Annotated in this window: 28 protein-coding genes; 20 read left to right on the top strand and 8 right to left on the bottom strand. The window is 44.0% G+C overall.

The annotated features are described in order from the left end of the window. The 7 genes from P8S55_RS01660 to gspN are packed head-to-tail and all read left to right on the top strand — an operon-like array spanning position 1 to position 4757. On the top strand, positions 1–474 hold the full coding sequence (locus tag P8S55_RS01660) for a prepilin-type N-terminal cleavage/methylation domain-containing protein (RefSeq protein ID WP_289224560.1): 474 nt from the start codon (positions 1–3) through the stop codon (positions 472–474). Continuing rightward, entirely contained in the window at positions 458–832 is a 375-nt protein-coding gene (gspI, locus tag P8S55_RS01655) for a type II secretion system minor pseudopilin GspI (protein ID WP_289224559.1), read from the top strand. Before P8S55_RS01660 ends, gspI begins: the two co-directional genes overlap by 17 nt. After that, the gene (gene gspJ / locus P8S55_RS01650; RefSeq protein ID WP_289224558.1) at positions 829–1461 is read left to right on the top strand and encodes a type II secretion system minor pseudopilin GspJ; all 633 of its coding nucleotides are present in this window, start codon (positions 829–831) and stop codon (positions 1459–1461) included. The genes gspI and gspJ overlap by 4 nt, the downstream gene beginning before the upstream one ends. Continuing rightward, positions 1448–2401, top strand: coding sequence for a type II secretion system minor pseudopilin GspK (gene gspK, locus P8S55_RS01645; protein WP_289224557.1), 954 nt, complete (start codon positions 1448–1450; stop codon positions 2399–2401). Before gspJ ends, gspK begins: the two co-directional genes overlap by 14 nt. Next, complete coding sequence (gene gspL, locus P8S55_RS01640; RefSeq protein WP_289224556.1) at positions 2394–3488, top strand: type II secretion system protein GspL; 1095 nt, start codon at positions 2394–2396, stop codon at positions 3486–3488. Before gspK ends, gspL begins: the two co-directional genes overlap by 8 nt. Next, positions 3472–3978, top strand: a complete 507-nt coding sequence (locus P8S55_RS01635) for a type II secretion system protein M (RefSeq protein ID WP_289224555.1) — start codon at positions 3472–3474, stop codon at positions 3976–3978. Before gspL ends, P8S55_RS01635 begins: the two co-directional genes overlap by 17 nt. Continuing rightward, positions 3975–4757 carry a type II secretion system protein N gene (gene gspN, locus P8S55_RS01630; RefSeq protein ID WP_289224554.1) on the top strand — a complete coding sequence of 261 codons (783 nt, stop codon included), beginning with the start codon at positions 3975–3977 and terminating at the stop codon, positions 4755–4757. The genes P8S55_RS01635 and gspN overlap by 4 nt, the downstream gene beginning before the upstream one ends. Before the next feature lie 28 nt (positions 4758–4785). On the opposite strand, the gene P8S55_RS01625 is transcribed toward gspN, so the two are convergent. Continuing rightward, a complete protein-coding gene (locus tag P8S55_RS01625) occupies positions 4786–5469 on the bottom strand; it encodes a YggS family pyridoxal phosphate-dependent enzyme (protein WP_289224553.1) in 684 nt (227 codons plus the stop codon). Between the two features lie 195 nt (positions 5470–5664). Here P8S55_RS01625 and ppk2 point away from each other — a divergent pair, with 195 nt between their 5' ends. Together ppk2 and P8S55_RS01615 are read left to right on the top strand one after the other, a co-directional pair. Beyond that, positions 5665–6411, top strand: a complete 747-nt coding sequence (gene ppk2 / locus P8S55_RS01620) for a polyphosphate kinase 2 (RefSeq protein WP_289225289.1) — start codon at positions 5665–5667, stop codon at positions 6409–6411. A 27-nt stretch (positions 6412–6438) separates the two neighbouring features. Further along, complete coding sequence (locus P8S55_RS01615; protein ID WP_289224552.1) at positions 6439–6669, top strand: hypothetical protein; 231 nt, start codon at positions 6439–6441, stop codon at positions 6667–6669. A 59-nt stretch (positions 6670–6728) separates the two neighbouring features. On the opposite strand, the gene P8S55_RS01610 is transcribed toward P8S55_RS01615, so the two are convergent. Genes P8S55_RS01610 through P8S55_RS01580 form a run of 7 tightly spaced genes read right to left on the bottom strand, consistent with a single transcriptional unit; the run spans position 6729 to position 12303 of the window. Continuing rightward, positions 6729–7349 (bottom strand): hypothetical protein, encoded by a 621-nt coding sequence (locus P8S55_RS01610; RefSeq protein WP_289224551.1) that lies wholly within the window; start codon positions 7347–7349, stop codon positions 6729–6731. 2 nt (positions 7350–7351) lie between these two features. Then, entirely contained in the window at positions 7352–8638 is a 1287-nt protein-coding gene (locus P8S55_RS01605; protein ID WP_289224550.1) for a dihydroorotase, read from the bottom strand. 2 nt (positions 8639–8640) lie between these two features. Continuing rightward, positions 8641–9678 carry an aspartate carbamoyltransferase catalytic subunit gene (locus P8S55_RS01600; protein WP_289224549.1) on the bottom strand — a complete coding sequence of 346 codons (1038 nt, stop codon included), beginning with the start codon at positions 9676–9678 and terminating at the stop codon, positions 8641–8643. Then, on the bottom strand, positions 9675–10184 hold the full coding sequence (gene pyrR / locus P8S55_RS01595) for a bifunctional pyr operon transcriptional regulator/uracil phosphoribosyltransferase PyrR (protein ID WP_289224548.1): 510 nt from the start codon (positions 10182–10184) through the stop codon (positions 9675–9677). The genes P8S55_RS01600 and pyrR overlap by 4 nt, the downstream gene beginning before the upstream one ends. Beyond that, on the bottom strand, positions 10181–10651 hold the full coding sequence (gene ruvX / locus P8S55_RS01590; protein WP_503010379.1) for a Holliday junction resolvase RuvX: 471 nt from the start codon (positions 10649–10651) through the stop codon (positions 10181–10183). The genes pyrR and ruvX overlap by 4 nt, the downstream gene beginning before the upstream one ends. Then, positions 10644–11210, bottom strand: a complete 567-nt coding sequence (locus P8S55_RS01585; RefSeq protein ID WP_289224547.1) for a YqgE/AlgH family protein — start codon at positions 11208–11210, stop codon at positions 10644–10646. The genes ruvX and P8S55_RS01585 overlap by 8 nt, the downstream gene beginning before the upstream one ends. A gap of 34 nt (positions 11211–11244) precedes the next feature. Continuing rightward, complete coding sequence (locus P8S55_RS01580; RefSeq protein ID WP_289224546.1) at positions 11245–12303, bottom strand: FAD:protein FMN transferase; 1059 nt, start codon at positions 12301–12303, stop codon at positions 11245–11247. Positions 12304–12784: 481 nt separating this feature from the next. On the opposite strand from P8S55_RS01580, the gene P8S55_RS01575 reads away from it, so the two are divergent. The 11 genes from P8S55_RS01575 (at position 12785) to P8S55_RS01525 (ending at position 24569) form a co-directional block, all read left to right on the top strand. Further along, positions 12785–13540, top strand: coding sequence for a helix-turn-helix domain-containing protein (locus P8S55_RS01575; protein ID WP_289224545.1), 756 nt, complete (start codon positions 12785–12787; stop codon positions 13538–13540). Between the two features lie 287 nt (positions 13541–13827). Further along, positions 13828–14169 carry a transposase gene (locus tag P8S55_RS01570; protein ID WP_289223656.1) on the top strand — a complete coding sequence of 114 codons (342 nt, stop codon included), beginning with the start codon at positions 13828–13830 and terminating at the stop codon, positions 14167–14169. Beyond that, positions 14111–15019 (top strand): IS3 family transposase, encoded by a 909-nt coding sequence (locus tag P8S55_RS01565; RefSeq protein WP_289224544.1) that lies wholly within the window; start codon positions 14111–14113, stop codon positions 15017–15019. The genes P8S55_RS01570 and P8S55_RS01565 overlap by 59 nt, the downstream gene beginning before the upstream one ends. Before the next feature lie 61 nt (positions 15020–15080). Continuing rightward, positions 15081–15623 (top strand): peptidoglycan-associated lipoprotein Pal, encoded by a 543-nt coding sequence (pal, locus tag P8S55_RS01560; protein ID WP_289224543.1) that lies wholly within the window; start codon positions 15081–15083, stop codon positions 15621–15623. Positions 15624–15694: 71 nt separating this feature from the next. Then, complete coding sequence (gene pepN, locus P8S55_RS01555; protein WP_289224542.1) at positions 15695–18352, top strand: aminopeptidase N; 2658 nt, start codon at positions 15695–15697, stop codon at positions 18350–18352. Between the two features lie 10 nt (positions 18353–18362). After that, entirely contained in the window at positions 18363–19730 is a 1368-nt protein-coding gene (locus P8S55_RS01550) for a type 1 periplasmic-binding domain-containing protein (protein WP_289224541.1), read from the top strand. Positions 19731–19751: 21 nt separating this feature from the next. Continuing rightward, positions 19752–20825 (top strand): hypothetical protein, encoded by a 1074-nt coding sequence (locus P8S55_RS01545; RefSeq protein WP_289224540.1) that lies wholly within the window; start codon positions 19752–19754, stop codon positions 20823–20825. A 62-nt stretch (positions 20826–20887) separates the two neighbouring features. Next, complete coding sequence (locus P8S55_RS01540; protein WP_289224539.1) at positions 20888–21577, top strand: LPP20 family lipoprotein; 690 nt, start codon at positions 20888–20890, stop codon at positions 21575–21577. Positions 21578–21600: 23 nt separating this feature from the next. Next, entirely contained in the window at positions 21601–21924 is a 324-nt protein-coding gene (locus P8S55_RS01535) for a hypothetical protein (RefSeq protein ID WP_289224538.1), read from the top strand. Positions 21925–22051: 127 nt separating this feature from the next. After that, positions 22052–23212 (top strand): sensor histidine kinase, encoded by a 1161-nt coding sequence (locus P8S55_RS01530; protein ID WP_289224537.1) that lies wholly within the window; start codon positions 22052–22054, stop codon positions 23210–23212. Next, on the top strand, positions 23199–24569 hold the full coding sequence (locus P8S55_RS01525; RefSeq protein ID WP_289224536.1) for a sigma-54-dependent transcriptional regulator: 1371 nt from the start codon (positions 23199–23201) through the stop codon (positions 24567–24569). The genes P8S55_RS01530 and P8S55_RS01525 overlap by 14 nt, the downstream gene beginning before the upstream one ends. The last annotated feature ends 21 nt before the right edge of the window (positions 24570–24590 follow it).

Genomic DNA, 24590 nt, shown 5'->3' with positions numbered 1-24590 from the left:
TTGGTAGTTTCTAAGCAAAACGGATTTACCTTAATTGAGCTGATGGTTGTGGTGGTGATTGTCGCTGTGCTTTTAGCCGCAGGGGTAATTTCTTTAGGTGGGCGTGATAATCAGCAACAACGTCAGATATGGACACAAACACAATCTATGCTCCAAATGGCCTGTGACCAAGCGGCCTTTAACCAACGCGTTTACCTAGTTAGTGTTTCTGAACAAGGGTTGGAGGCCTATTATCGCCAACAAGGTGAATGGCAACCCGCTAAGATCAACAAGGTGAGCTGGACTGCAGAACAACCCAAGGCTTGGACAGTCAATGAACAACTCACCGAGTTATGGCAACTGCCGGAAATGGGTTGGTTATGCTGGCCAAGTGGCTTAGTAAGTGAAGGTGAAATTCGGATGAGTAACTCTGGCTCAGCCACCGAGCAGGTATTACGCTGGGATGAGGGGTTGAATTTTGTGTTTGAAAACTGATTTGACATTAAGGCAATCGGGTTTTACCTTAATCGAGGTTATGGTTGCGGTGTTGATTGTGGCGGTTGCCCTTGCGGCATTGAGCCAAACCTTGGGGGTCATGACACAGCAGCAAACTAGTTTAGCTGAGCGTACTTATGGCAACTGGGTCGCGCAGAACCGTTTAATCGAATTACAGTTTAGTCTGGGTGATGAAGTTGAAAATCAAACCGAAGTTGAAATGCTAGGTATTGTTTGGCAGACTCATTTAGAGCTTGATACTACAGCGATACCCGGAATGATGCGTGCCAGCTTGGATGTTAAGCTTAAAGACAGTGCGCATAGTTCAGCGCGTTTGGTCACTGTGGTGGGCGAATGACACCTTATGGTTCAGTGAAGGCAGGTTCGGCGCAGGCGGGTTTTACGCTGATTGAGTTACTGGTGGCCATTGCTGTGTCGGCGGTGATTGCGTTACTTGCTTATCAAAGTATTGATAGTGCGGTGCGTGTGAGTGAGTCACATAACCAGCAGCAATCTGAACTTACCCAGTTACAACGGGCAATATGGTGGTTAGAACAGGATGTGATGCAAATGGCAGCGCGACCTATTTTAGATGAGTTGGGTTCATCATTACCTGCGATGCAACTCCAACCGGGGCAATTTGAATGGACACGCATTGCGCTTTATCCAACCCCCTATTCATCCGCCGGCTTGGTGCGGGTTCGTTATTTATTGGAGGATAATCAATTGGTGCGATTAAGTTGGTCAGTACTTGATCGTGCTCCCGATTCTCAGCCGCGTCGACAGATTCTGTTGAACCAGGTGGACGCCATGACGGTTAGGCTGTTAGATAACAATCAGTTTTGGTTTGACTTTTGGCCACAGCCCAACCGGCCCTTAGAGGACTTGCCACGTTTAGTTGAAATTGAACTTACGCTTGAAGGTCAAGGTCGTGTTCGTCGATTATTGCCTGGCGTTGATGGGATGATTCTTAATGACAGGCCTTAGGCAAAGGGGGTTTGCGTTATTAACCGTGCTGATTGTCGTTGCACTGGTAGCGGTCATTGCCAGTGGTATTCAATATCAGCAACGTTTGGATATTCAGCGCAGTGCCTATATGCTCAATCAGAGCCAAGCGATTACAGTGGCTGCGGGGGTGGATGCATGGGTGAAAAAAGGTTTGGCGTTTGATGCGAGCCAAAACCAAGTCGATCATCTGGGCGAGGTTTGGGCGCAACCTATGTTTCCGATGAGTTTTGAAGGCGGTGACATTAGTGGTCAATTAGTTGATATGCAGGCTCGCTTTAATCTAAATAACCTCATTGAAGCCGATGAGCAAAAGCAAGCACAGTGGCGTGAAGTATTGGAGCGTATATTGGGTCAACAAAATCTAGCCATGGATTGGGTTGCGCCTTTAATAGATTGGTTGGATGCGGATAATAATCCAATAGCAGGAGGGGCAGAGAGTGATAGCTATTTATTAAAAACACCGCCTTATCGTGCTGCTAATCGTAGGATGGTTTTGCCAGAAGAAGCCCGATTATTAGTTGGCATGGATACACAGCAATTTGAAATGATGGCACCTTGGATCAGTGCGCTACCTAAAACAACGCCGATTAACGTCAATACGGCGGAGCCAGAGGTGTTGCAAGGTTTGGCCGAGTTTATGGACTCTACACTCATAGAGGTTTGGCAGGAATTGCGCCAAACAGAACCAGCTCAGGATATTTCAGCTTTTCGTCAGTTTTTGGTTCAAAACACGGGCCGGGAGTTGGAGGATGTCACACAGGCGTTACCGGATTGGATGATTAGTGTACAAACAGAGTTTTTTCAGCTCAATGGTGTGGTTGAATATGGGATAGCGCGCCTGAATGCACGTGCTTTATATTATCGACAACAGCAGCAGGTTAATCTGCTACAACGATGGGTTGCGTTAGCAGATGAATAGTTATTTTGATTTAGACGACCAGTTACATATCGCTGAACCTGATTTGGCTAATCAAGCAGGGCTGAAAATCGTCTGGGTACCGAGTCGTTGGGTGAGTGTTTTGCGGGTATTTGTGCCCGGAAAATCGCGTCATCAATGGTTGGAGGCGATGCCCTATGCTATTGAAGAACAATTAGCGCAACCGCTTGAAGCCTTGCATCTTGTGGTATTAAATCGTGACAAGCAAGGGATGGTAACGGTTGCGGTCGTCGCTAAGCAGCGAATGCAGGCCTGGTTATCTGCTTTAGCTGAATCGGATTTAAAGCAGGCCTGGTTAGTGCCTGAATGTTTTTCATTGGACTATACGAATCAAGAGCATGGGGCGGATTCTTTGGCCTGTTGGGTTGCGATGGATTCAATGATAGAACCCCATAGTCGATTGGTACGAACAGGGAGGTATAGTGGATTGAGTATTGATGCGTCGCATTGGGCTGCTTTTGTTCAGTCGGCTCAGGCTCAAATGCCCGCTTTAGTGGTAGAGCCGGCCTCGCGCGTTGAGGTTGAATCTATCTCGGCATTAAGGCGGTTTAATTTATGCCAGGGCGAATTTGCCCCGTTCTCATCGGCAAGCCGTCAATGGCGGCCTTGGCGTTGGCCAGCTGGCTTGGCCGCACTTTGGTTGATATTGCTGGGTGTGCAAACCCATTGGCAAACCCAGCAAACGTTGGAGCAAGCACAGGTTTATCAACAGCAGACCGAAACCCTGTTTAGACAGTTATTTCCACAAACTCAGCGAGTTGTTAATATTCAGGTGCAGACTCAATCGTTTTTAAATCAAAGCTCAGCCCAGGCTGCTCAAGTTTCCCCCGTTCAGATTTTAAGCCTATTAGAGTCGGCAATGGGTTCGCAAACGTCAGTTAAAGCGGGACGAATGGAATGGCAAAATCAACGTTTAAGCTTGTCTTTAAGCGCGAGTAATACCGAACAGTTAGAGCAGTTTATGTCAAAACTTAATACAAACTTACCCGCTGGGCTAAGCGCGAGACTTCAGGTACAAAACCTCACCGCAAATCAGGTTGAAGGGGTGCTACATGTTAATGCAAACTGAAAGCCTTCAGCCATTAATCGATCGCTGGCAGGCGTTAGCCATCCGCGAACGTATTTTGATCCTGGCCTTAGCTGTTCTGCTGAGTGTGTTTGTTGTTTACCGTTTTGCATGGCTTCCATTGCAAACTCAGCAACAGCAGGCTCAGCAACGCCTGGCGATTGCCGAACAACAATGGCAATGGCTTAATCAACAGATCCCTGCGATTCAACAAGCTCAATCTTTGCCGGTACAAGGCAAGGTGCAAACTCAATCACAGTTATTAGCGCACATTCAGCAGAGTTTACGCAGCGAAAATTTGATGAATCAAATGGCATCGATTCGGCCCGCTGCCAATGGTGTTCAGGTCGTGTTTAATCAGGTTGATGCACCGCGTTTTTTTCAATGGCTGGCCTCGCTTGAACAACAGAACTTAGTTGCAGAGCGGTTGCAGGTTGAGCCAGTAAGCCAAGGGCTAGTCAAGGTGACCTTGAGCTACAGGTTGGCTTTATGAAATTAACGCGATGGTTGGTTGGTTTTTTATTTGTATTTTTGGTGTTTGTGGTCGGTTTTGCGAGTCAGATCCCTGCAAGTTTTGTTCTGCAAAAATTTAATCATCATCTGCCCGCTGATTGGCATATTTCGCAACCCAAGGGAACGCTATGGCAAGGCCAGGTTTCGGTGTCTTATAAAGGTGTGGGTTTTAATCAGCTTAGCTGGCAATTAAAAAGCTCAGATGTTTTGTTGGTTTGGTTAAAAAAATCCTTGCCGATAAGCCTCCAACTGCGTCACAATCAGGATCAGCTTGATCTAGATTTGGTGGTCGCTGCTGATCAAATGAAGCTATTTATTGCGCAGGGGCAGCTGGATATGGCACGATTCGCCGCGCCTTTTGCACAGCAGCATTTTGTATTAAATGGCTTGAAGGGACAGCTTCATCTTCGTGATCTGTTTGTAATTATTGAGTTTAACCCTGAGTTTATGCCTGATACGCCATGGATTAAGGATGTGGCGGGGCGTGTAGCGATAACGGACTTAAGCGTGATGGGTGCTGAAGTTGAGCAGCTAATCATTGAGGCGATGATGCAGCAACAGACGGTTTTATTAGAGCTAAAGGCTGAAGAAGAAAGTTGGCAATTATCGGGTAGCAGCCGTTTATCTCCACCTAATCAATTTGAGAATCAGTTTGAGCTTAATACTGAGCAGCCAAATCAGTTTCCGGATTGGGCCTTGATGACGATGCACCAAGTTTCGCCTACTCAAGCCCGCGCCCAAATCACTGGGCGTTGGTAGCGCTTTCTAGCGATGAGTTCAAGGGCTTCTAGGCTCGTGAGCCAAACAAATCAGTGCCAATTCTAACTTGGGTAGAGCCTTCGGCAATTGCGGCTTCTAGATCAGAAGACATACCGATAGAGAGGGTATCCACTTGATTTGAGCCCAGCTGGGTTTGTAACTCGCTAAATAGGGTTTTCATCCGACAAAAACCACCGCGTTGTTTATCAAATTCAGTTTCAATTTTAGGGATAGCCATGAGCCCACGAATCGCCAGGCCTGGTAATAACGCTATTTGACGAGCAACATCGAGCACTTCATCAGGCATAAAGCCGGATTTAGTGTCTTCTTGACTAATATTTACTTGGAGTAGGATATTAAGTGCTGGTTTATCTGCTGGGCGTTGAGCACTGAGACGCTGGGCTATTTTTAGGCGATCCACACTTTCAACCCAATCAAAGTGTTGTGCAATCGGTTTGGTTTTGTTTGATTGAATGGGGCCGATAAAGTGCCACTCTAAATCAGGTCGGTGCTCAATTTTTTCTAAGGCTTCTTGCAGGTAGTTTTCTCCAAACGCGGTTTGGCCGATAGCAGCCAACGCGTTAACCATTTCAATGGGTTTGGTTTTACTAACGGCAAGCAGCGAAACAGAGTGCTCTAGTCTGCCAAAGCGCTGTTCAGCCTTGGCAATCCGTTGTATAACCTGTTGGTAGTTTTTCTGTAACGTATCCATTTGTTTGAGAGCCTTTTTTAATTGAGTTATGGCAGATTTTAAAAGCTTGATATGAAATAACAAGCTTTAGTTTAAAGTTTGCAAAAATCAATACTTGGGTCTAGTATAAAACTTATTGTTAGCTGAAAGTTATAGAAGGAGGGCTATGTGAAACAAGTAAAATCCAGCGACAGTGTATATCCTTATGACGACAAAATGGCGCGTGATGAGTATGAGGCCATTAAACGTCAGCTTCAAATAGAGTTGTTAAAAATGCAGAAATGGGTTAAAGAATCCGAACAGCGCATAGTTATGATTTTTGAAGGGCGTGACGCAGCCGGAAAAGGCAGTACGATTAAGCGGATTATGGAGCATCTCAACCCGCGTGGCGCGCGCGTGGTGGCTTTAGAAAAACCTAACGAACAGGAAAAAGGCCAGTGGTATTTTCAGCGTTATTTACAGTATATGCCCACACAAGGCGAAATGGTACTGTTTGACCGTTCATGGTATAACCGTGCAGGTGTGGAACGTGTTATGGGCTTTTGTACCCCGCAGCAATACACTCAATTTATGCATCAAGTGCCCGAAGTTGAGCGCTTGTTGGTTGGGGATAATATTCGTTTAATGAAGTTTTGGTTTTCTGTGGGTCGTAAAGAGCAGTTACGCCGCTTTAATGCGCGAAAAACCGATCCATTAAAAAAGTGGAAACTCAGTCCGATGGATCTAGCCTCGTTAGACCGTTGGGAGGATTACACCAAAGCCAAAGAGGATATGTTTTTTTACACCAATACCTCTGAAGCGCCTTGGACGGTTATTAAATCAAATTGTAAAAATCGTGCTCGGCTTGCGTGTATGCGCTATATATTAAACACTATACCTTATGATGATAAGGATGTGGACGTGGTGGGTCAGCCTGACCCTTTGATCTTAAATAGCGGCGATGATATTTTTCATGATGATTAATGAACATAAATACGGAGAAGTTTAAACATGACGGTAAAAATAAAAGGTCACGCTAAGCAGGTGGTAGAACGTTTTAAGATTATGTTAGATGAGGCGCAAACGGATTCGGTTGGAGAAGAGCATTTTTCTGAACTTGAAACATTGATTGAAGCGGCGCTAGGTGTAGTCTATTCGCAAGCTGAATATGGATATGCAAAAGAGCTCGAAGAGTTAGCGCATCGAATTCGTAAAAAATCATCGATCATCTCAAAAGGCTAACAATATGGATCCATTGGCATGGCGTAAAATAGCAAGCCAATGGATTAATTCTTTAGTTCTCAATCCTCAAGCAAATAAGTAATCATATCTTGTTGATTATTTACAGCCAGCCAGGCCTGGTGAAGTTCAAGTATTGAACCATCAAAACAGCCAGGAAGCTCCGTCGAACAAGCAAGCCTATTGGGTATTCCCCAGTCTTCAAGCAATGATACTGCGCCAATGCTGTAGCTGGCCGACGCATCGAGTTGTAACATAAAACGCGCAGGTTTTATGCGAAAAGGGAAGTGATGGCTAGCATGCAGCAGAGCAATAAAGCGCCCCTTGGGTTTTGGTGCGAGTTGCCAGCGTTTTGCCGCATCAAATACCGCTGCCATCGCCAAGTCCGAAGCCAGCCAGAGCTGGTTTTGTTGCCAGTTAGGTTCAACTGGATAGCCTGAATTTGTTGGTTTGATTAACTTTAAATCAAGGATTTGTTGGGGTTGATACAACCAGGCCTGGTGGCTTAATAAGCTAAATTTTAGATTTTTCCTGGTCGCTGTTTGCATTAGCCAGGCCTGGTTGTTGTCGCTGCTAAATTGACTGCCAATCGGCCAAGGCTCGGTGAGTGGTTCGCACAGTTCGAGCTGAATCAGCCAGTAATCCTCGGCTTGCTGTTGGCAGTCAATAAAACGTGCTTGCATCGCTAGACTGGGTTAGCCATGTAAACGGGACGACCTTGGAATAGCGTCATTTGAACTTGAGCATTAAATTCCCAGCCATTGAAGGGCGTATTCTTGCCGCCTGATAGCATGTGCTTGCGATCAAGTGTCCAGTAGCTTTCAGGGTCAATCAATACACAATCGGCGCTATAGCCCACAGCCAAGCTGCCAGCATGGATGCCTAGAATGTCGGCGGGCTGTTGACTGACCAGTTTAATCGCTTGGCTGAGGTCAAGCAGTTGGTCTTCTACCAAACGCAAGGTAAGTGCCAGCAGGGTTTCTAGGCCGCTGATACCTGGCGTGCTTTCACCAAATGGCAGGGCTTTGTCATCACGCCCAAGCGGGGTGTGGTCACTAACAATCGCATCAATAATCCCGGTTTTAACCCCCATCCGCAACGCATCCCTGTCCGCTTGTGAGCGCAAAGGGGGACTAACATGCGTGTAAGGATCAAAGTCCATCACATCCATTTCAGTTAAATGCAGTTGGTGAATCGCCACATCACAGCTAACGGGTAAGCCACGTTGCTTAGCTTGGGCAATCATTTCAACCGAGCGGGCGCAGGATAGTTGTGAGAAATGCGCGCGGACACCGCTTTCTTCAACCAAAATTAAATCACGCGCGAGGGCAATGGTTTCGGCGGAGGTTGGGATGCTGGGCAAACCCAAGCGGGTGCTGACCATGCCCGCATGCGCGACGCCATTGTTTTTAAGTTCTTGATCTTCACAGCGCAAGATGACTAATAAATCCTGTGAGGAGGCGTAATCAAGCGCGTTTTTCATCACCAAAGGGTTTTCAACGGGTTGGTTGGCTTGGCTCAATGCAACGCAGCCGCCTTGTTTTAGCGAGTGCATATTGCTCAATAATTTACCTTCTAAGCCTTTTGTTAGCGCGCCAGTGGGCAACACAAACGCTGTGGCGGCTTGACGGCCACGGCGTTGAATCAGTTCAGCCACCGCTTGGGTGTCAGCCACTGGGTCGGTGTCTGGCGGGCAGCAGAGTGAGGTGATGCCACCGGCTACCGCCGCTTTGGTTTCTGAGGCAATACTGCCAGCAAATTTCTTGCCCGGCTCGCCCAAACGCGCACGCATATCCACCAGGCCTGGTATCAGCCATTTGCCTTTTGCATTAATCACTTGGTCAGCGATAAAGCCTTCGGGAGTTTGATCGCTAATCGCCATCACGTGACCACGAGAAATGTAGAGGTTGCTGACTTTATCGAGCTGCTGGCTGGGGTCAATAATGCGAGCTTGTTCAATTAAAACATTCATTATTATGCCTCCCTTTCTGCTTTTTCTAGGGGGTTGGCGAATGCGGTTTCATTTTGCGATTGGGCAAGTTGAGCGGCATTGCTCATAATAATCGCCATCACCGCCATGCGTACCGCGATGCCGTAGGTGACTTGTTGTAAGATAACTGATTGAGCGCCATCAGCGACTGCGGAATCAATCTCAACCCCTCGGTTGATTGGCCCTGGGTGCATCACAATCGCATCGGGTTTAGCAAAAGATAGTCGCTGCTCGGTGAGACCATAGAGGTTGAAGTATTCTTTTTCACTCGGTAGCAGTGCCCCTTTCATGCGTTCGCTTTGAAGTCGGAGCATAATTACGACATCGACATCGTCTAAGCCCGATTTCATATCGTGATAGACATGCACACCGAGCGCTTCAGGAAACGGCGGAATCAATGTTTTAGGGCCAATCACGCGGATTTCACGCGCCTCTAACATGCTGAGCGCTTGAATTTGTGAACGTGCCACGCGCGAATGTAAAATGTCACCGACAATCGCTACTTTTAAATCAAAAATATCGCCTTTGAGTTTGCGAATGGTAAACATATCCAGCATGGCTTGAGTTGGGTGGGCATGTTGACCGTCACCAGCATTCATCACATGCACATGCGGCGCGACGTGGCGCGCAAAAAAATGCGCCGCACCACTTTCAGCATGGCGAATAACGAACATATCGGCTTGCATCGATTCAAGATTCCACAGGGTATCGAGCAGCGATTCTCCTTTTTTGGTCGCGGAGGTATTGATATTTAGGTTCAATACATCGGCTGATAAGCGTTTCTCGGCAATCTCAAACGTGGTGAGGGTTCGAGTGCTTGGCTCAAAGAAAAGATTCATAATTGTTTTGCCACGTAGCAACGGTACCTTTTTGATTTCGCTGGTCTGTGGGTTGATAAAGGATTCGGCGGTATCCAAAATCTCGGTGAGATGGTGCGGCTTTAAGCCTTCAAGGCTCAAGAAATGTTTGAGTTTGCCTTGTTCGTTGAGTTGTAGGTTAGGGCTGGATAAACGTGGGCTCATAAATCGGTCTCCGCTGGGTCAATCAAAGACAGGGTTAGGGGAGTGGGGCCATGTAATTTTACCGTTTGGTGGCATTCTAGTTGCAGTGCGCTGATATCGGGTTGGATGGGCAGCTGACGACAGCCTTTACGATCCACCAGTGTCACCAAGGTAATCGAAGCAGGGCGTCCATAGTCAAATAACTCGTTCATCGCGGCGCGCGTGGTGCGGCCGGTATAGAGAACGTCGTCAACTAAAAACACGTTTTGGTTGTCTAAATCCCAAGGAATAATCGAAGGCTGGACTTCATGGTGCAGACCCACCGAAGCAAAATCATCTCGATAAAATGAGCTATCTAAAATCCCTAAGGGTTCGGGTAGGCCAAGTCGTTGGTGCAAGGCTTGTGCAATCCATTCGCCGCCAGTTCGAATACCCAGCATTTTGATATCGTTTGTAAAACGGGGGTGCTGTTGAATTTGATCACAGAGTTGATCGAGTAATGGGTTAATATCTTGAATGGGGGTCATAAAGCCTCTAGCCAGTTTTGGAGGATAATTTGAGCGGCATGCGCGTCAATTTGGTTTTGGGTTCGGTGTTGGTGTTTTAGGTTGCGCTGTTCGGCTTCTAAGGAGCTGAGTTGTTCTTCAACAAAAAACACCGGTTTTTGGTAGCGGCCATGTAGCCGTTGACCAAACTTGCGGGCGTGTTGGGTAAAGGGTTGTTCAGAGCCATCTAAGCGCAAGGGCAGACCCACAATCAGGGCTTTGGGTTGCCATTCATTAATCAGTTTGCTGATGCTATCCCAGTCAGGCACGCCGTCGCGACTAAAAAGTGTTGTTTGTGGTGTAGCGGTGGCCGTGATGGTTTGTCCTGTTGCAATACCTATGCGTTTAAGTCCAAAGTCAAAGCCCATCACTAAGCCTTCAATCTGGCCTTTAAAGTTGGGGGGTAAGTTGTTCGGATTTTGATCTGAAGCTGTATGACTATTAAGCATGACCCACCTCGGCACTTAAAAATTCGGGTGATATGCCTAGCATTCCGAGCGCCACTTTCCAGCGTTTTTCAATGGGTGTCTCAAACATCAAGCTGGCATTAAAAGGTGCAGTAATCCAGCTGTTGTTTTTTATTTCATTCGCGAGCTGCCCTTTGTTCCAGGTTGCACTGCCTAAACACACTAAAAAGTCTTTAGGTGCGCTATCGAGCTTGATCGCTTCCAAAAAATCTTCTGACACCGTTAGGCCTAAATGGGGTGTGATGTTAATGGTATTTTGCCATTTTCCCGCCGGTTGGTGCAAAATAAAGCCGCGCTCCGTTTCGATTGGCCCGCCCATCATTACGGTGCGTTTCATCAGTGGACTGGCTTGGTTGCCAAAAATATGGAAATGTTCTAGTAATTTAAGAATGCTTAGATTATGGGGTTTATTGATGACCAGGCCTGTGCTGCCTTTTTCGTTATCATCGACCATATAAATGACGGTTTTTTCAAACCAAGTGTTATTTAAACTGGGCATGGCAATCAAAAACTGATGTTGTAAGCTATGTGTTAATTTCATTTCTCAATTATAGAATAAACCAGCGTTAAGCGGGTTACTTATCTGGTGATGATGATGCAAATTTTTTACGATCAGTCAGTTCTGCTAGTTTGCTCATAGCTGGGGTCATCTGTATATTGCCTTTTTGGTCAACAGTGATTACCTTATCTATATTGAGTTGGCTTGAAAGCCTTTGCCAATCGCTTGGCCCAGCTATCATTAGAGCGGTGGCCGCAATATCTGCTAAAACAGCGTCATTATGAATAACAGTAACCGAAGCAAAGGTATCAGCGGGCCAAGCGGTGTTAGGGTTAATAATGTGACTGTAGCGATGCCCTTGCCATTCAAAGTAGCGCTGATAGGTGCCAGAGGTAAAAACATGCTGTTGGTCATGGGGTTGAATTCGAGCAAGGACCTCGGATGGGTTTTTGGGATTTTGTAGCCCAATTAACCAGGCCTGCTTGTTAGATTTTTGACCCAGTACTTTGATATCTCCCCCAATGTTAATGAGTGCATGGGTAATTTTATAGCCTTGAAGTATTTCGCCGGCTTTGTCCATCGCAAGCCCTTTGGCACTGCCACCAAAATCCAGTTTTACCTGTGGGTTATAACTGGCCATTTCTTGGTCGATAAAATAAATATCTTTAATAGATGGGCGCGTGTTTAACCAGGCCTGGCGCTGTTCATAGCTGGGTGGACTAGGGTTTGTTTGGCCTTGAAATCCCCATAATGCAATGAGTCCGCCTATCGCTGGATCAAAAAGACTGTCGCTTTGCTGGCTATGCAATTGGTTTTTAATAATAAAGTTTTTGGTTTGTTGATCCACTTTAAAACGCTGACCCTGAGCAATCGCTTGATTTATATGCGATAGCATCGAATCTGGATTCCAAGCGTGCCAGTCTTGGTTGATTTGGTAGAAGGCCTGCTCAATATCATAAATAGCTTGTTGCGCTTTTTGTTTGTCAGGGTGGTTAATTTGAATGGTGACTTCAGTACCAAATGTGTAAAAAGTTTGTTCTATTAAGTGGTCTGAGCTGCAACCCTGGGTGGTAAAAACCAAAAGTGTTAAAATAACCCAGCGTTTACAGTTTGCATAGAGGTGATCTGCGTTCATAAACGTTAGCCCTAATAATACGTGCTTGAATTCTAACAATTTTTAGATTTAAAAAGTTTTTATTCACGTTGTTTAACCGCATATTTATTTTAATAAAAGCCTGTTAATAGCTTCTGTCAAGAGGTGAATAACATTAAACTTGTTAAGTTTGCAAAGAATGAGTTTGGTGTATTGACTTTCTTAAGTTATTGAAATGTAAGGTTTATTTTGTTTTGTTTCATGTGGCCTAATTATTTTTTATCCACATAACCTGTGGATAAGTTTGTTGATGAAAAGTTTGAAGCCCAGCTAAGTACTTTGTTTTAGCCCACATCTTTAGGGTCGCTTAAAAAATAGTCAATTACAATAAAAAATCCCCTTGCTTGAGGTGTGAGATAATTTTTTTTATGTTTGCATTAAAAATAGCTTGGTGGCTAATAGGTGACAGCACTTAGCTTAATCGTTAAAATCAATGGTTAAGAATTTGAATTAAGGATACAATGTGAATAAGTTAAGACCGATGCATAGTTCAGGCTGCACAAGTTGCGGGTTGCAAAAAATTTGTTTTCCTACTGGTTTGGTTCGCTCAGATATGTTGAGATTAGATTCTATTGTTGAAAGAACCCCACGTCTTAGTAAGGGTCAGCACCTATATAAGGCAGGCCAAACCTTTGATAACCTCTATGCCATTAAGGCAGGAGGGGTCAAGGTTTACAATATTACCCAACAATGTGAAGAGCAGGTTATAGGCTTTTATTTACCGGGTGATGTTATTGGCATGGATGGCTTGCAAGATTTATTCTATCAATGCAATGCTCTAGCCCTAGAAAATACCTCGGTATGTACCTTGCCTTTTGATCAGCTTGAACGTCTTGCATTACAAATCCCAGCACTCAACCATCAGTTGCTATGTTTGATGAGTAGGGGGATTAACGATAGCCGAATTCATTCCGAAATCTTATCAAAACGAAATGCCGATCAGCGGGTGGCCTATTTTATTTGGTACCTATCACAGCGGTTTTTAAATCGCGGGTATAAGCACACAGAGTTTAGATTTGGTGTATTGCACCGTGAAGTTGCGCAGTTTCTAGGTTTAACCCCAGAAACGTTTTCTCGGATTTTGGCAAAATTGTCAGAGCAAAAAATTGTTCAGTGGAAACGTAAGGATATTGAGATTATTGATATGGCCGCGTTATCTCGATTAGCGGATGAAAATCAGTTAATCTCGGACAAATGTGCGGTGGTTAAACGGGCTTAGTGGTTGTTAATTCGGGGCTATTTTTTAACCCTAAGAATTTGCGGTTTTCGGTTACAGACTTGATGTTGATCAAGATTTACGTAGTCGGGCTGTGTTTAAATGACTAACGAGTGATAGAGAGTCGAAATTGTCGGTTTTCTAATGTAGCCCGCTTGACCCGACCTTTGCGTCGGGTTTTTTTTATTTTTAAGCTTAGATAGGTAACTTAACCCTAGACGCGGTTTGGAATGGTTACACTATTTCGTACCTAGATGATGTTATAAAATAATCATCTAAGGAGACCCGAAATGGCCAATGCAAAATACGACACTGAACTCAAAAAAGAAGTTATTGACGCCATCGTTAATAGCGGAAGAAGTTCAGCCCAAGCCGCAAGAGATTATGAGCTACCCGTTACTGTTGTTTACACATGGGTTCGCTCTCACAAACTAAAACATGATTTGGCCGTAATTCCAAAACAATCAGAATCTCTAGAACAAGAAAATAAACGGCTTAAAAAGGAACTCGCTCAAGCCAAGATGGAGCGCGACATCTTAAAAAAGCCACCGCATACTTTGCCAGTCTCGAGAAGTGAAGTATGCCTGGATACAAAAGCATCGAGAAGAGTTCCTGCTTGCACTAATGTGTAAGGTATTAAAAGTGCCCGTCAGCAGCTTTAATGGCTGGCTAAAACTAGACCAGACTGATAAGGCGAGCGAACAAAAAAATAATGCTGACTTAATTAAAGAGGTTTTCGCCACTTTAAAAGGAAATGCAGGCGCTAGGGGTATAAAAGGTTATTTAGCCGACGAAAAGAATGTGACGATGAGTCGGCGCAAAATCGCAATAATCATGCGAAAACAAGGTTTAATTGTCCACACACGTAAGAAGTTTAAGAAAGCCAACAGTGCGGCGATTAATGATCCAAAAATAAAGCCGAACCTGCTCAATCGAGCATTCAAAGTCAGCTACCTCAACCAAGTATGGGTCGGTGACATAACACAAATTAAAACCCAGCAAGGCTGGATGTACTTGGCCACTTATATTGACCTTTACTCAAGAAAAGTGGTTGGCTGGGCATTAGAAACGCATATGCGTTCAGAGCTCATTGAGACCGCGTTAAAAAGAGCTTTATGGAATCGTAAGCCCCCTAAAGGACTGATGGTTCACACGGATCAAGGTAGTCAGTTTATCAGTCACGCTTACCGCAAATTGATGGCTCATTGGGGCATTAAGCAAAGCATGAGTCGGCGGGGAAATTGTTGGGACAATGCGGTTATTGAGAGCTTCTTTAAATCTTTCAAAACAGAAACCGTTTACCAGCTCAAAAAGTTAATCGACCAACAAGAAATGCGTTGGCTAGTTTCGGAATATATGGGGCACTACAACCATATCAGACCACACAGTTCGAATGGTTATATTCCACCTGCCAAATTCGAGAGAATGCGACTAGACCGACTAAAAGCAATTGAAGAAAATCTAGGTACGAAAAAGTGTTGACACTCCAGTTTGTTTTGTTATGATCTTGGTGAATTTTTTTTTAAACACTTTGAGGTGTAGTATGGGTTTTTTACGTATTAGAAATGTAGCAGTGGTTTCATTGCTTGGGTTGTTTGCGGTCGGTTGTAGCTCAACGCCCACGTCTGACGATGTTGAAACCGTTTCAACCCCCACAGTTCCGCAAGCTTCTACAGGTGCAGTAGCGACATCTAAACCTTTAAAAGCAGATGCCTTAACGCAAGACAATGAAGCAAAAGTGGCGCAATTGTTTGCTAGTCTTCAAGGTAAACGAGTGCACTTTGAATTTGATCGCGCCGAAATTAAACCTGAGTATATGGATTTGCTTAAAAAGCATGCGCAGTATCTGGAATTAAATCGGAATGCACGTTTAACTATTGAAGGTCATTCTGATGAGCGCGGTACCCGTGAATATAACCTAGCCTTAGGTGAACGTCGAGCCAATGCCGTCAAGGATGCCTTGGTTGCGCAAGGTGTAAACCCGAATAGACTTAATGTTATTAGTTTTGGGAAGGACATGCCATTAGTGGATATGAGTAACGAGCAGGCCTGGCAGAAAAACCGTCGTGCAGAGTTTGTTTATTAAGGTTAACTTAATCTGTGTGATAGCCCTCCAAATGGAGGGCTTTTTTGTTTTTAAGAACAGGTAGATAAGCGATGTCAGTAGATGCAAAAGTAAATTATTTAAGTGATTATCAAGTATGCGATTTTGAAGTCACGTCGGTGGACTTGGTTTTTGAATTGGAGCCAACGGCAACAAGAGTCACTAATCGCATGCATATTAAGCGTCGAGGTTTAGCGCTAGGATCCACTCAAGCACAGGTGTTTAAGCTAAATGGCGAAGGCTTGATATTGGAAGAAATTAGGTTAAATGGTCAGCTTTTACCCGCTTGTGATTATTCTATTACGCCTCAATACCTGGTGTTAAGCAGTTATGACAGTGAGCTTGAGTTGGAAATTATTACCCTTCTTAATCCGACTGCAAACACCGCACTAGAAGGTTTGTATTTGTCATCGGGAAATTTTTGCACCCAGTGTGAAGCGGAAGGCTTTAGACGTATCACCTATTTTTTTGATCGACCGGATGTCATGACGGTCTATAAAACCAAAATGATTGCCAATAAGAAAGATTATCCCGTTTTATTGTCAAACGGGAATCTTGTTGCGTCTGGTGATTTAGCGGATGGAAAGCATTTTGCCGTTTGGCATGATCCTTTTAAAAAGCCCTGTTATTTATTTGCAATGGTTGCAGGGGATTTGGTTTCCTTAGACGACCAGTTTATAGCGGCCGACGGGCGAGTAATCAAGTTGTGTATTTATACGGACTCGCATCATCTGGCTCGATGTCGTCACGCCATGGATTCATTGATTCATGCGATGCGCTGGGATGAAACACGTTTTGGTTTGATTTATGACCTGGATATTTACATGATTGTCGCTGTTGATGACTTTAATATGGGCGCAATGGAGAATAAAGGGTTAAATATTTTCAACTCAAAGTATGTCTTGGCCGATTCTCAAACGGCAACAGATGTTGATTTTGAGGGCGTGGAGGCGGTGATTGCGCATGAGTATTTTCATAATTGGACGGGCAATCGTGTTACCTGTCGAGATTGGTTTCAATTAACGCTGAAGGAAGGTCTCACTGTTTTTAGAGATCAGGAGTTCACGGCTGAGCGTTTGTCAGCAGCGGTTAAACGTATTGAGGATGTGAGACGTTTGCGTAGTCATCAGTTCGCTGAAGATGCCGGTCCAATGGCTCATCCTATTCAGCCACAATCTTATATAGAGATGAATAACTTTTACACTCTGACCGTTTATGAAAAAGGGGCTGAAGTTGTTCGGCTGTATCAAACCCTACTGGGCAGGGCTGGGTTTAGAAAAGGTATGGACCTTTATTTCAGTCGTCATGATGGTCAAGCGGTTACCATAGAAGATTTTCGTCAGGCCATGGCGGATGCCAATGATGTAAATCTTGATCAAATGCAGGCCTGGTATATTCAAGCAGGAACGCCCCATTTGAATGTGAGCTGTCGTTTGGATGCTGAAAGGGGGCAGGTTGACCTTGACTTTACGCAAACTTTGCCAGGTTCTGCTTCGTTTTTGCCGTTTTTAATTCCATTTAAGATGGGTTTTTTGAATGATCAAGGTGAAGCGATTATTCCTAAGTTATGTGAGAACACAGCCTCTTGCATAAGTGTTGAAGGCCAAAGCTTGATTTTGAACATTACAGCGCCTAACCAAACGTTTAGGTTTACAGGCTTTAAACAACCACCGCACCTGTCCTTGTTAAGAGGTTTTTCAGCGCCTATTATTATGGACTATGCGTATGAAGAATCAGAATTGGCTTTTTTAGCTTGTCATGATAGCGATAGTTTTAACCGTTGGGAATCGACACAGCGTCTAGCGTTGATAGACTTGATGCGTAATGTGGAGCGGATTCAACAACAGCAAAGTTATGAACTGGGTCGCCTTTATGCCGATTTATTTGGTCAATTGTTGTCTCAGGCGAGTGATAATGGCGCTACAGACTTGGCGTTGCTAGCCTATTCATTAACACTACCCGATTTTAATTATTTCATCGAGCAATACGCCCAAGTCGATATTGATGTTATGTTTTATGTACATCAGAAAATGAAAAAGGCATTGGCTCAGCGGTTTGAGGTGGAATTAAATCATCTTTATAGTCTGTGTGTCTCCGATGAGCACTATCGCTATGACAAGGTTCAAATAGCGCAGCGTTTGATGAAAAATACATGCCTCGTCTATTTAGCTTCACTTGGTTCAGAGCAGAGTAGAATCCGTGCTGAGCAGCAATATTATCAACAGGCTAATATGACTGATGTTCAAGCGGCATTAGAGTGTTTGGCAAATTATTGCTCGCCATCAGTCGATAAGGTATTTGCTGATTTTTATCATCAATATCAGGCTGAGCCCTTGGTGTTGGATAAGTGGTTTGCTATTCAAGCTGCTGCACAAAGAGACGTTGCGTTTGATGTTGTTCAAACACTTACCCAGCACGCTAAATTTAGTTATCACAACCCAAATCGTGTGCGTAGTTTAATCGGTGTTTTTTGTCGTCAAAACATCATTGCGTTCCATCGCAAAGATGGCGCAGCTTATGCTTGGTTGGCAGAGCAAATTATCAAGTTGGATAGCATTAATCCTCAAGTGGCGGCAAGAATGTTGGTGCCTTTGATGCAATGGCGTCGTTTTGACCCTGAACGCCAAGCCTTGATGCGTGAGCAATTAGCTATTTTAAAATCTAAAGTACAATCCAACGATGTATATGAGCTGTTGGAGAAGTCTTTGTAAGGTGTGTTTAATGACTGGTTTGAAGGGCTTATTTTTAGCACTAAAGCGATCTGTTTTTATCACTTTAGTCCTCGTCATCATCAGTGGTATAAGCTCGGCAAGCTTTGCCGACAATCAACTGTCTGCACAGCAAAGAATAGCGCTGTTAGATTTTGAAATTCTTTTGCTTAGAACTGAAATTGCGTTGCGTAATGGCGAAAGAGGGGTTTTTTTGGTTAATATGTACCAGCTTTCGCAAAAGCCTGTGCCTGAAAAGTTTAGGTCTAGATACGAAGGTCTTATTCATCAACAGCGCTTACTCAATAATCTACCCGAGGTTGAACTGGGTTTTAGGGCGGCGGCTGTAGCCCGTGATATTGTAGTTTTGTTACCTATGTCGAGTGGTTTGGCGCAAGCATCTAATGCTATTGTCGATGAGTTTAATCAAGCCTTTGCTAATCGAAGGTTGCACATTGTTGATACAGACTTGTATCATGATGTCAGCGAATTGGTGCGCTTGGTTGAACTTTTTAGCCCCGGTCTAATAATAGGCCCTTTAGAGAGGCAAAAAGCCGAGGCCTTTTATCAACACAATATCCAGGTTCCAAGTATTAGTTTTAGTAGCTTAGATTCTTTCGGGCCTTATTTAAGGACACCTGCCTCGAATTCAGCTGTCTACTCTCAGGCACTTAAGCCTATGCTGTCTAAGCTGGACGTTAATACACTCATCTGGCTAACCGATAAATCCGGTTTTGCAAACAATCTGATGACTGAAGTGGAAACGCTTTACCTGCATCAAGGGGTTTCAAGTCAGCAAATTGCGCATTTTAATTTAGAGGGGGGCGCAGATACAACACTTGGGCTGGCTTTAGGTGCGGGTCAATCTAATGTGCGTTATAACTGGCTTCAGCGCACTTTGGGCAGAAATTTGCATTTTGAAGCCTATGTAAGGCGCGACAAGCATCTATTGATCGGTGTGCTTTCTCAGCAGCAGGCATTGCAAATAAAACCACTGCTGAACTTTTATGGCAGAGACATTACTTTTCTATGGATACCTAGTGAATTGCCCGATATAAATGCATTCCTGTCGAGTCAATCTTCCTGGCAGAAAACCTATGCATGGTTTCCTGCGCATTTTAGTCAACAGCTTCGTTCAGGGTTGAAAAATAATTCTGATGGTTTAGAGGTTGGCCTGTTTCATGCTTTAGCTGAATCGGTGGTGTCCCTGGTGAATAATGCTGACCATTCTATTCCTTTTCAGGTGTCTACTGATAGGTATACGCTGGTTGTTGATGAATCCGGAAAATATCACTTTTTACCTACTCTATTTTTTTTAAATCAGGATCGTTTAAGACGGACGATCTTAGATGAAATATATCAAGACCCGATAGGTCTTTAATTTCTGAGGTTATAGAAACGAGTGGCTGAAGCGAACAAAACAATCGATCCTAATGATCTAGATAGTATTGATGCGTTATTAGACGAAGCGGAGTTTGACCTTAATGAGTTGGATGAAGGGAATCCTCAGCCCTCAGAGAAACAGGCGATCGCTGCGTCTCAAGATGAGCAGCTATCAGAATCTACTCAAGCGGAAGATGAATTAGCCGAGGAGGTTGCAATTGATCCAGAGCTGAGTGCCGTAGAAGAACAAGCGCTCAATGACATGCTTGATTTAGATGAGAGTGATTTTGAGTCAACGAGTAATGCATCAGCGGCTATGGCGATGCCGGAGGTTGGTTCGCCTAGAAGTCGGCAGTTGCAAGATGATACAGATGACTTTATTGCAAGACGAGCACAGGGTGCTCATAAATCAGATGAACTTACGGTGGAAGAGATGGATTCAATCAAAAAAATGCTTATTGGGTTTGGTTTAGGTCTAAGTGTATTGGTCATTATTGCTATTGTTATGGCTTCCTGGGCTGCATTTGGATCTAAAACAGATTCGACACTAGAATCTAGTTTATTGGACGTTAAAGAAGAGCTTGAAATAACACGTGTAGCGGCTCAGGCTAATGAGCGTTCCTTACGAGAGCTTAATCGCAAGTTAGATGCGGTTAGTTTTCAGGTTGAGCAGCTGAGTGCGGATGTTATGTCGCAAAATCCTACCAATACAATGGTTTTGAGAGGAGGGGCGCCAATGGCTAATGAGCAGCCAGCTCAGCCAGTCACTGCCCCCACTGTTTCAACGAGTGCTGAGGCAAAAATTGATAGCCTAGCAAGAAATCTAGCCGTAGCACAAAGACGAATTGTAGAAATTAATAATCGTGTAACCAGCATGCAAACGCAGCAGGGTTCAGTATTGCAGGCAGTCAAGTCAGTAGAAAAGACGCTGTTAGAAAAACAGCTAACCGTGAGTGATTCAACCCCAAAAGACAAGTCCTCTGGTGAGGTTTCTGCAGAAAAATCAAATACGCGAGGCACTGGGTATCGATATCAAGCCCCGGTTCCAACGGGGCTGATTCATCAGTCGGGTCATGGTAGTATTTATCCCTAGTAGTGGATTGTTGAGTGTTTTTGTAATTATTTATAAAATAGTAAAGTAGTGGAGTAGTGGACATGAAAAAGTATTTAGTGGCAGTTGGATTTTTGAGCTCTCTAGCTTTAATGGGGTGTGAATCTCAGCCAGAATTTAAGTCATCTGATAGCGGGTATGATCGTCATGGCGGTCATTTAATTAAAACTGAGGCAAAAAATTCCTCGTCAGCTTTAAGTGATGGTGATATTCAACGTTTGGCAAATGCTATTTTGGAGAAACAAAAAACGGCAGAAAGCGCAAATGTTGGTCAATTACGATCCTTACCCTCTCAGGTGATTATTACAGAGCGTAGAAGTCAAGAGCGGATCAAGATAACAGGTGTGGGTTTTGGCGCCGAAAATAACTTTGACGGCTTTACCGATGGCCAACGTCGATTAATGGCGATTCGCGCCTCAAAACTTGATGCATATCGAGCATTGGCTGAGCAGATTTATGGTATAAAGATTGATAGTAATACATCGGTAGCCACCTTGACTGCTCAAAATGATAGCTTTAGAGCAAGAGTTAATGCAGTGGTGAGAGGAGCACGTATTGTAAGTATTACACCAATGGCGGATAATAATTACGAAACTGTTCTAGAAGTGTTTGTTGATCGTGACTTTTTTGAAGATGTCTTCGTTTACACGGGTCAAAACAAACAGCGGATTCTAGAACCGTTAGACGTTTGCACTATTGGGTTTAATTGTTATGATGCTGCAAACTATCGTTAATTTCTTTTTTGTAGAGGTTTGATGTGGCAACTAAACTAAATGTTCTGGCTTTCATCATTATGGCATTTGGCTTTACCGGTCTGGTGCAGGCATCAAGTATTTCTACTCGAGTTAATGTCTTTGAAGATAAGCTAACTCAATTTGAAAAACAAATGAATGAGATGCGTGCCGAGCATGCATCTCAGAAACAGGCATCAGAAAGACAAGCGCGTTCTGTTTCTGAGCTTCAGATTCAAGTTGAATCGATTCAAGGACAACTTGGAAACTATTTCTATAGCAGTCCCACTTCACCGGGTTCTTCTGCCAAATATCAGCGCTTTACCGACCGCCTCTATTACTACCCTTAAGACTTTCAATTCTGCTGACTTATATCCATTTGTATAATTGATTGACAACTAACTTGTTTGTGTCAAGGGTTATGGGTTAGTATTAATCATTTGTATAATAACGTTTGTCGCTTAGATGGGTAAATCAGTGCTGCATCAAAATGAAAAAGACAGGTTGGCTGAGTTAGAGCAGGCCTTTGTACTTTTTAATCAAACCTCTAACCAGTTGACTCAGGCCTATGAGGCACTACAAGATCAGGTTGTTCATCTACAGGCTCAGCTAGCGAAAAGTGACCATGAAAAACACCGTGTTGCAGATAGATTGGAACGCTTATTAACTTTGCTTCCTGCGGGCGTGATCGTGTTAAACACCGAGGATCAAATTATCGAAATGAATCCAAGTGCACAAGCCATATTAGGGCAAGATGTGCAAGGAGATAATTGGAACAAGGTCGTGAAGCGGGTTTTTGTTAGTCGTAATGACGCTGAGGAATTAGTTTCTCATACCGGTACGGTTTATCAGTTATCTCAAGTTACGCTCGATCTGGCTTTTGGAACCATATTGTTGATTCAAGATGTCACAGCGGCAAGACATCTTCAAGATCATGTAAATAGGCATCAGCGCTTAAGGTCAATGGGCGAAATGGCGGCGTCACTGGCTCATCAAATTCGAACGCCTTTAGCAGCCGCTTTGTTATATGTTTCACAGCTTGTAAGCCCAAACATGGAGTTGGATAAACGCGAGAAGTTTACACATAAAGTGCTACTCAACTTAAAGCATCTCGAAGGGTTGGTAAAGGATATGTTGCAATATGCTAAAGGAGGTAGCACGGGTCAGGCTCAAATTGATCTTGGTAGTCTGTTAGATGATTTAGTGGCGTCACTAGAGCAGCAGGTTTTTTCTACGGACAGCGAATTAGTGCTTGAACCTGTTTCAAAAAGCATTTCGATTCGAGGAGATCGAGACTCTATCATTACCGCTTTGCAAAACCTTGTAGTTAATGCAATAGATGTTGTAAGGCTTAGGGCGAAAATTACGATTTCAATGGTTTTGGTTGGTGAGGAGTGGGTTGATCTTATTGTTACTGATCAAGGGCCGGGCGTTACTAAAGATGTACAGGACAAAATTTTTGAACCTTTTTTCACTAGCAGAGCAAAAGGTACGGGGCTTGGTTTGGCTGTTGTACGGACTATTGCAGAGGCGCATGGTGGTGAGGTTTGGCTCAAATCCCTGCCTGGAAAGGGCGCAAAATTTGGCATAAGATTACCTATATGTAAAACGGAGAGAGGCGCGAATGAGTGTAGCTAAGATTTTGGTTGTTGAAGATGATCCAGCTTTACAAGAAGCACTCGTTGATATTTTAACGCTAAATGATCTTGAGGTTACTGCCGTTAGTTCAGCGGAGCAAGCGCTTGTCGCACTGGATGATGATATTGCAATGGTTTTCTCAGATATTCGTATGGATGGTATGGATGGCTATAGTCTGATGAAGCGAATACGAGCGCTTAAGCCCTATTTGCCAATAGTCCTAATGACTGCCTACGGTACTATTGAGCAAGCCGTTGATGCGATGAAGTCCGGTGCGGTCGATTACATGGTTAAGCCGTTCGAAGCGGATGTTTTGGTTCAAAAAGCACGTGCGTATTTTAATCGTGATGCCTCGCTAGAGGATGATTTTGTTGTATCAGATCCGGCAAGTGTGCAAATAAAAAACATGGCTAATCGTGTAGCTAAATCAACTGCCAGCGTCATGATTACCGGTGAGAGTGGAACAGGCAAGGAGGTGTTAGCGCGCTATATTCATCAGCAATCAGAGCGTAAAGATCAAGCATTTGTTGCAATCAATTGTGCCGCTATTCCTGATAGTATGCTAGAAGCGGTTTTATTTGGCTATGAAAAAGGGGCTTTTACCGGTGCACTCAAGTCTATGCCAGGTAAGTTTGAGCAAGCAAATAAGGGAACCATTTTTCTTGATGAAGTAGGTGAGATGAGAGTTGATCTCCAAGCAAAGCTTCTTAGGGTCTTGCAAGAGCGTGAGGTAGAACGAATTGGATCACTGCAGACGCTTGCGCTAGATATAAGGGTTATTAGTGCGTCTAATATAAACATGAAGCAAGCCATTACGGATGGCCGTTTTCGTGAAGATTTGTTTTATAGATTAAATGTTTTTCCACTCCACTTGCCCGCGCTTAGAGATCGCCCTAAGGATATTTACAATATAGCCAATAAGTTATTGTTAAGGCATGGTGATTCTCGCTGTACTAGGCCACAACTTTCTGAACAAGCCATGTCAAGATTGGTTGCTCATGATTGGCCGGGTAATATTCGGGAATTAGATAATGTTATTCAGCGTGCACTTGTTATGGTTGGAGGGGAACAAATTGATGCATCAAATATAGTTTTTGATGATGGAGTACAAGTAACTGAGAATAAAGAGCCTCAGCCAACTATAAAGTTAGAGAAAAATACAATTAATGCGTTGGATGATGACGGTTTGGCATCCATGTCAACACTAGATTTAAAGGCCAGAGAAACCGAATTGATTTTAAGTGTTTTGAAAAGAAATAATGGACATCGACAAAAAACGGCGGAAGATTTAAATTTAAGCCCTAGAACGTTACGTTACAAACTAGCTAAGTTAAAAGACCAGGGCGTAGATATTTAGTGCTTTATACTTGTTATATTA

This window comes from Thiomicrospira sp. R3, from assembly GCF_029581415.1.
Taxonomy (GTDB): Bacteria; Pseudomonadota; Gammaproteobacteria; order Thiomicrospirales; family Thiomicrospiraceae; genus Thiomicrospira.
Note: the sequence above shows the minus strand (reverse complement) of the source record. Positions and strands in the feature narration are given on the sequence as shown.

Bases quoted from the DNA above. Each gene is read 5' to 3' on its own strand.
- pepN (WP_289224542.1), top strand. From the start codon at position 15,695: ATGTCAGTAGATGCAAAAGTAAATTATTTAAGTGATTATCAAGTATGC.
- P8S55_RS01635 (WP_289224555.1), top strand. From the start codon at position 3,472: ATGTTAATGCAAACTGAAAGCCTTCAGCCATTAATCGATCGCTGGCAG.
- ppk2 (WP_289225289.1), top strand. From the start codon at position 5,665: ATGGCGCGTGATGAGTATGAGGCCATTAAACGTCAGCTTCAAATAGAG.
- P8S55_RS01550 (WP_289224541.1), top strand. From the start codon at position 18,363: ATGACTGGTTTGAAGGGCTTATTTTTAGCACTAAAGCGATCTGTTTTT.
- P8S55_RS01610 (WP_289224551.1), bottom strand. From the start codon at position 7,349: ATGCAAGCACGTTTTATTGACTGCCAACAGCAAGCCGAGGATTACTGG.
- gspK (WP_289224557.1), top strand. From the start codon at position 1,448: ATGACAGGCCTTAGGCAAAGGGGGTTTGCGTTATTAACCGTGCTGATT.
- P8S55_RS01605 (WP_289224550.1), bottom strand. From the start codon at position 8,638: ATGAATGTTTTAATTGAACAAGCTCGCATTATTGACCCCAGCCAGCAG.
- gspJ (WP_289224558.1), top strand. From the start codon at position 829: ATGACACCTTATGGTTCAGTGAAGGCAGGTTCGGCGCAGGCGGGTTTT.
- P8S55_RS01625 (WP_289224553.1), bottom strand. From the start codon at position 5,469: ATGGATACGTTACAGAAAAACTACCAACAGGTTATACAACGGATTGCC.
- P8S55_RS01540 (WP_289224539.1), top strand. From the start codon at position 20,888: ATGAAAAAGTATTTAGTGGCAGTTGGATTTTTGAGCTCTCTAGCTTTA.
- P8S55_RS01600 (WP_289224549.1), bottom strand. From the start codon at position 9,678: ATGAGCCCACGTTTATCCAGCCCTAACCTACAACTCAACGAACAAGGC.
- gspL (WP_289224556.1), top strand. From the start codon at position 2,394: ATGAATAGTTATTTTGATTTAGACGACCAGTTACATATCGCTGAACCT.
- P8S55_RS01580 (WP_289224546.1), bottom strand. From the start codon at position 12,303: ATGAACGCAGATCACCTCTATGCAAACTGTAAACGCTGGGTTATTTTA.
- gspN (WP_289224554.1), top strand. From the start codon at position 3,975: ATGAAATTAACGCGATGGTTGGTTGGTTTTTTATTTGTATTTTTGGTG.
- ruvX (WP_503010379.1), bottom strand. From the start codon at position 10,651: ATGCTTAATAGTCATACAGCTTCAGATCAAAATCCGAACAACTTACCC.
- pyrR (WP_289224548.1), bottom strand. From the start codon at position 10,184: ATGACCCCCATTCAAGATATTAACCCATTACTCGATCAACTCTGTGAT.
- pal (WP_289224543.1), top strand. From the start codon at position 15,081: ATGGGTTTTTTACGTATTAGAAATGTAGCAGTGGTTTCATTGCTTGGG.
- P8S55_RS01615 (WP_289224552.1), top strand. From the start codon at position 6,439: ATGACGGTAAAAATAAAAGGTCACGCTAAGCAGGTGGTAGAACGTTTT.
- P8S55_RS01525 (WP_289224536.1), top strand. From the start codon at position 23,199: ATGAGTGTAGCTAAGATTTTGGTTGTTGAAGATGATCCAGCTTTACAA.
- P8S55_RS01570 (WP_289223656.1), top strand. From the start codon at position 13,828: ATGGCCAATGCAAAATACGACACTGAACTCAAAAAAGAAGTTATTGAC.
- P8S55_RS01585 (WP_289224547.1), bottom strand. From the start codon at position 11,210: ATGAAATTAACACATAGCTTACAACATCAGTTTTTGATTGCCATGCCC.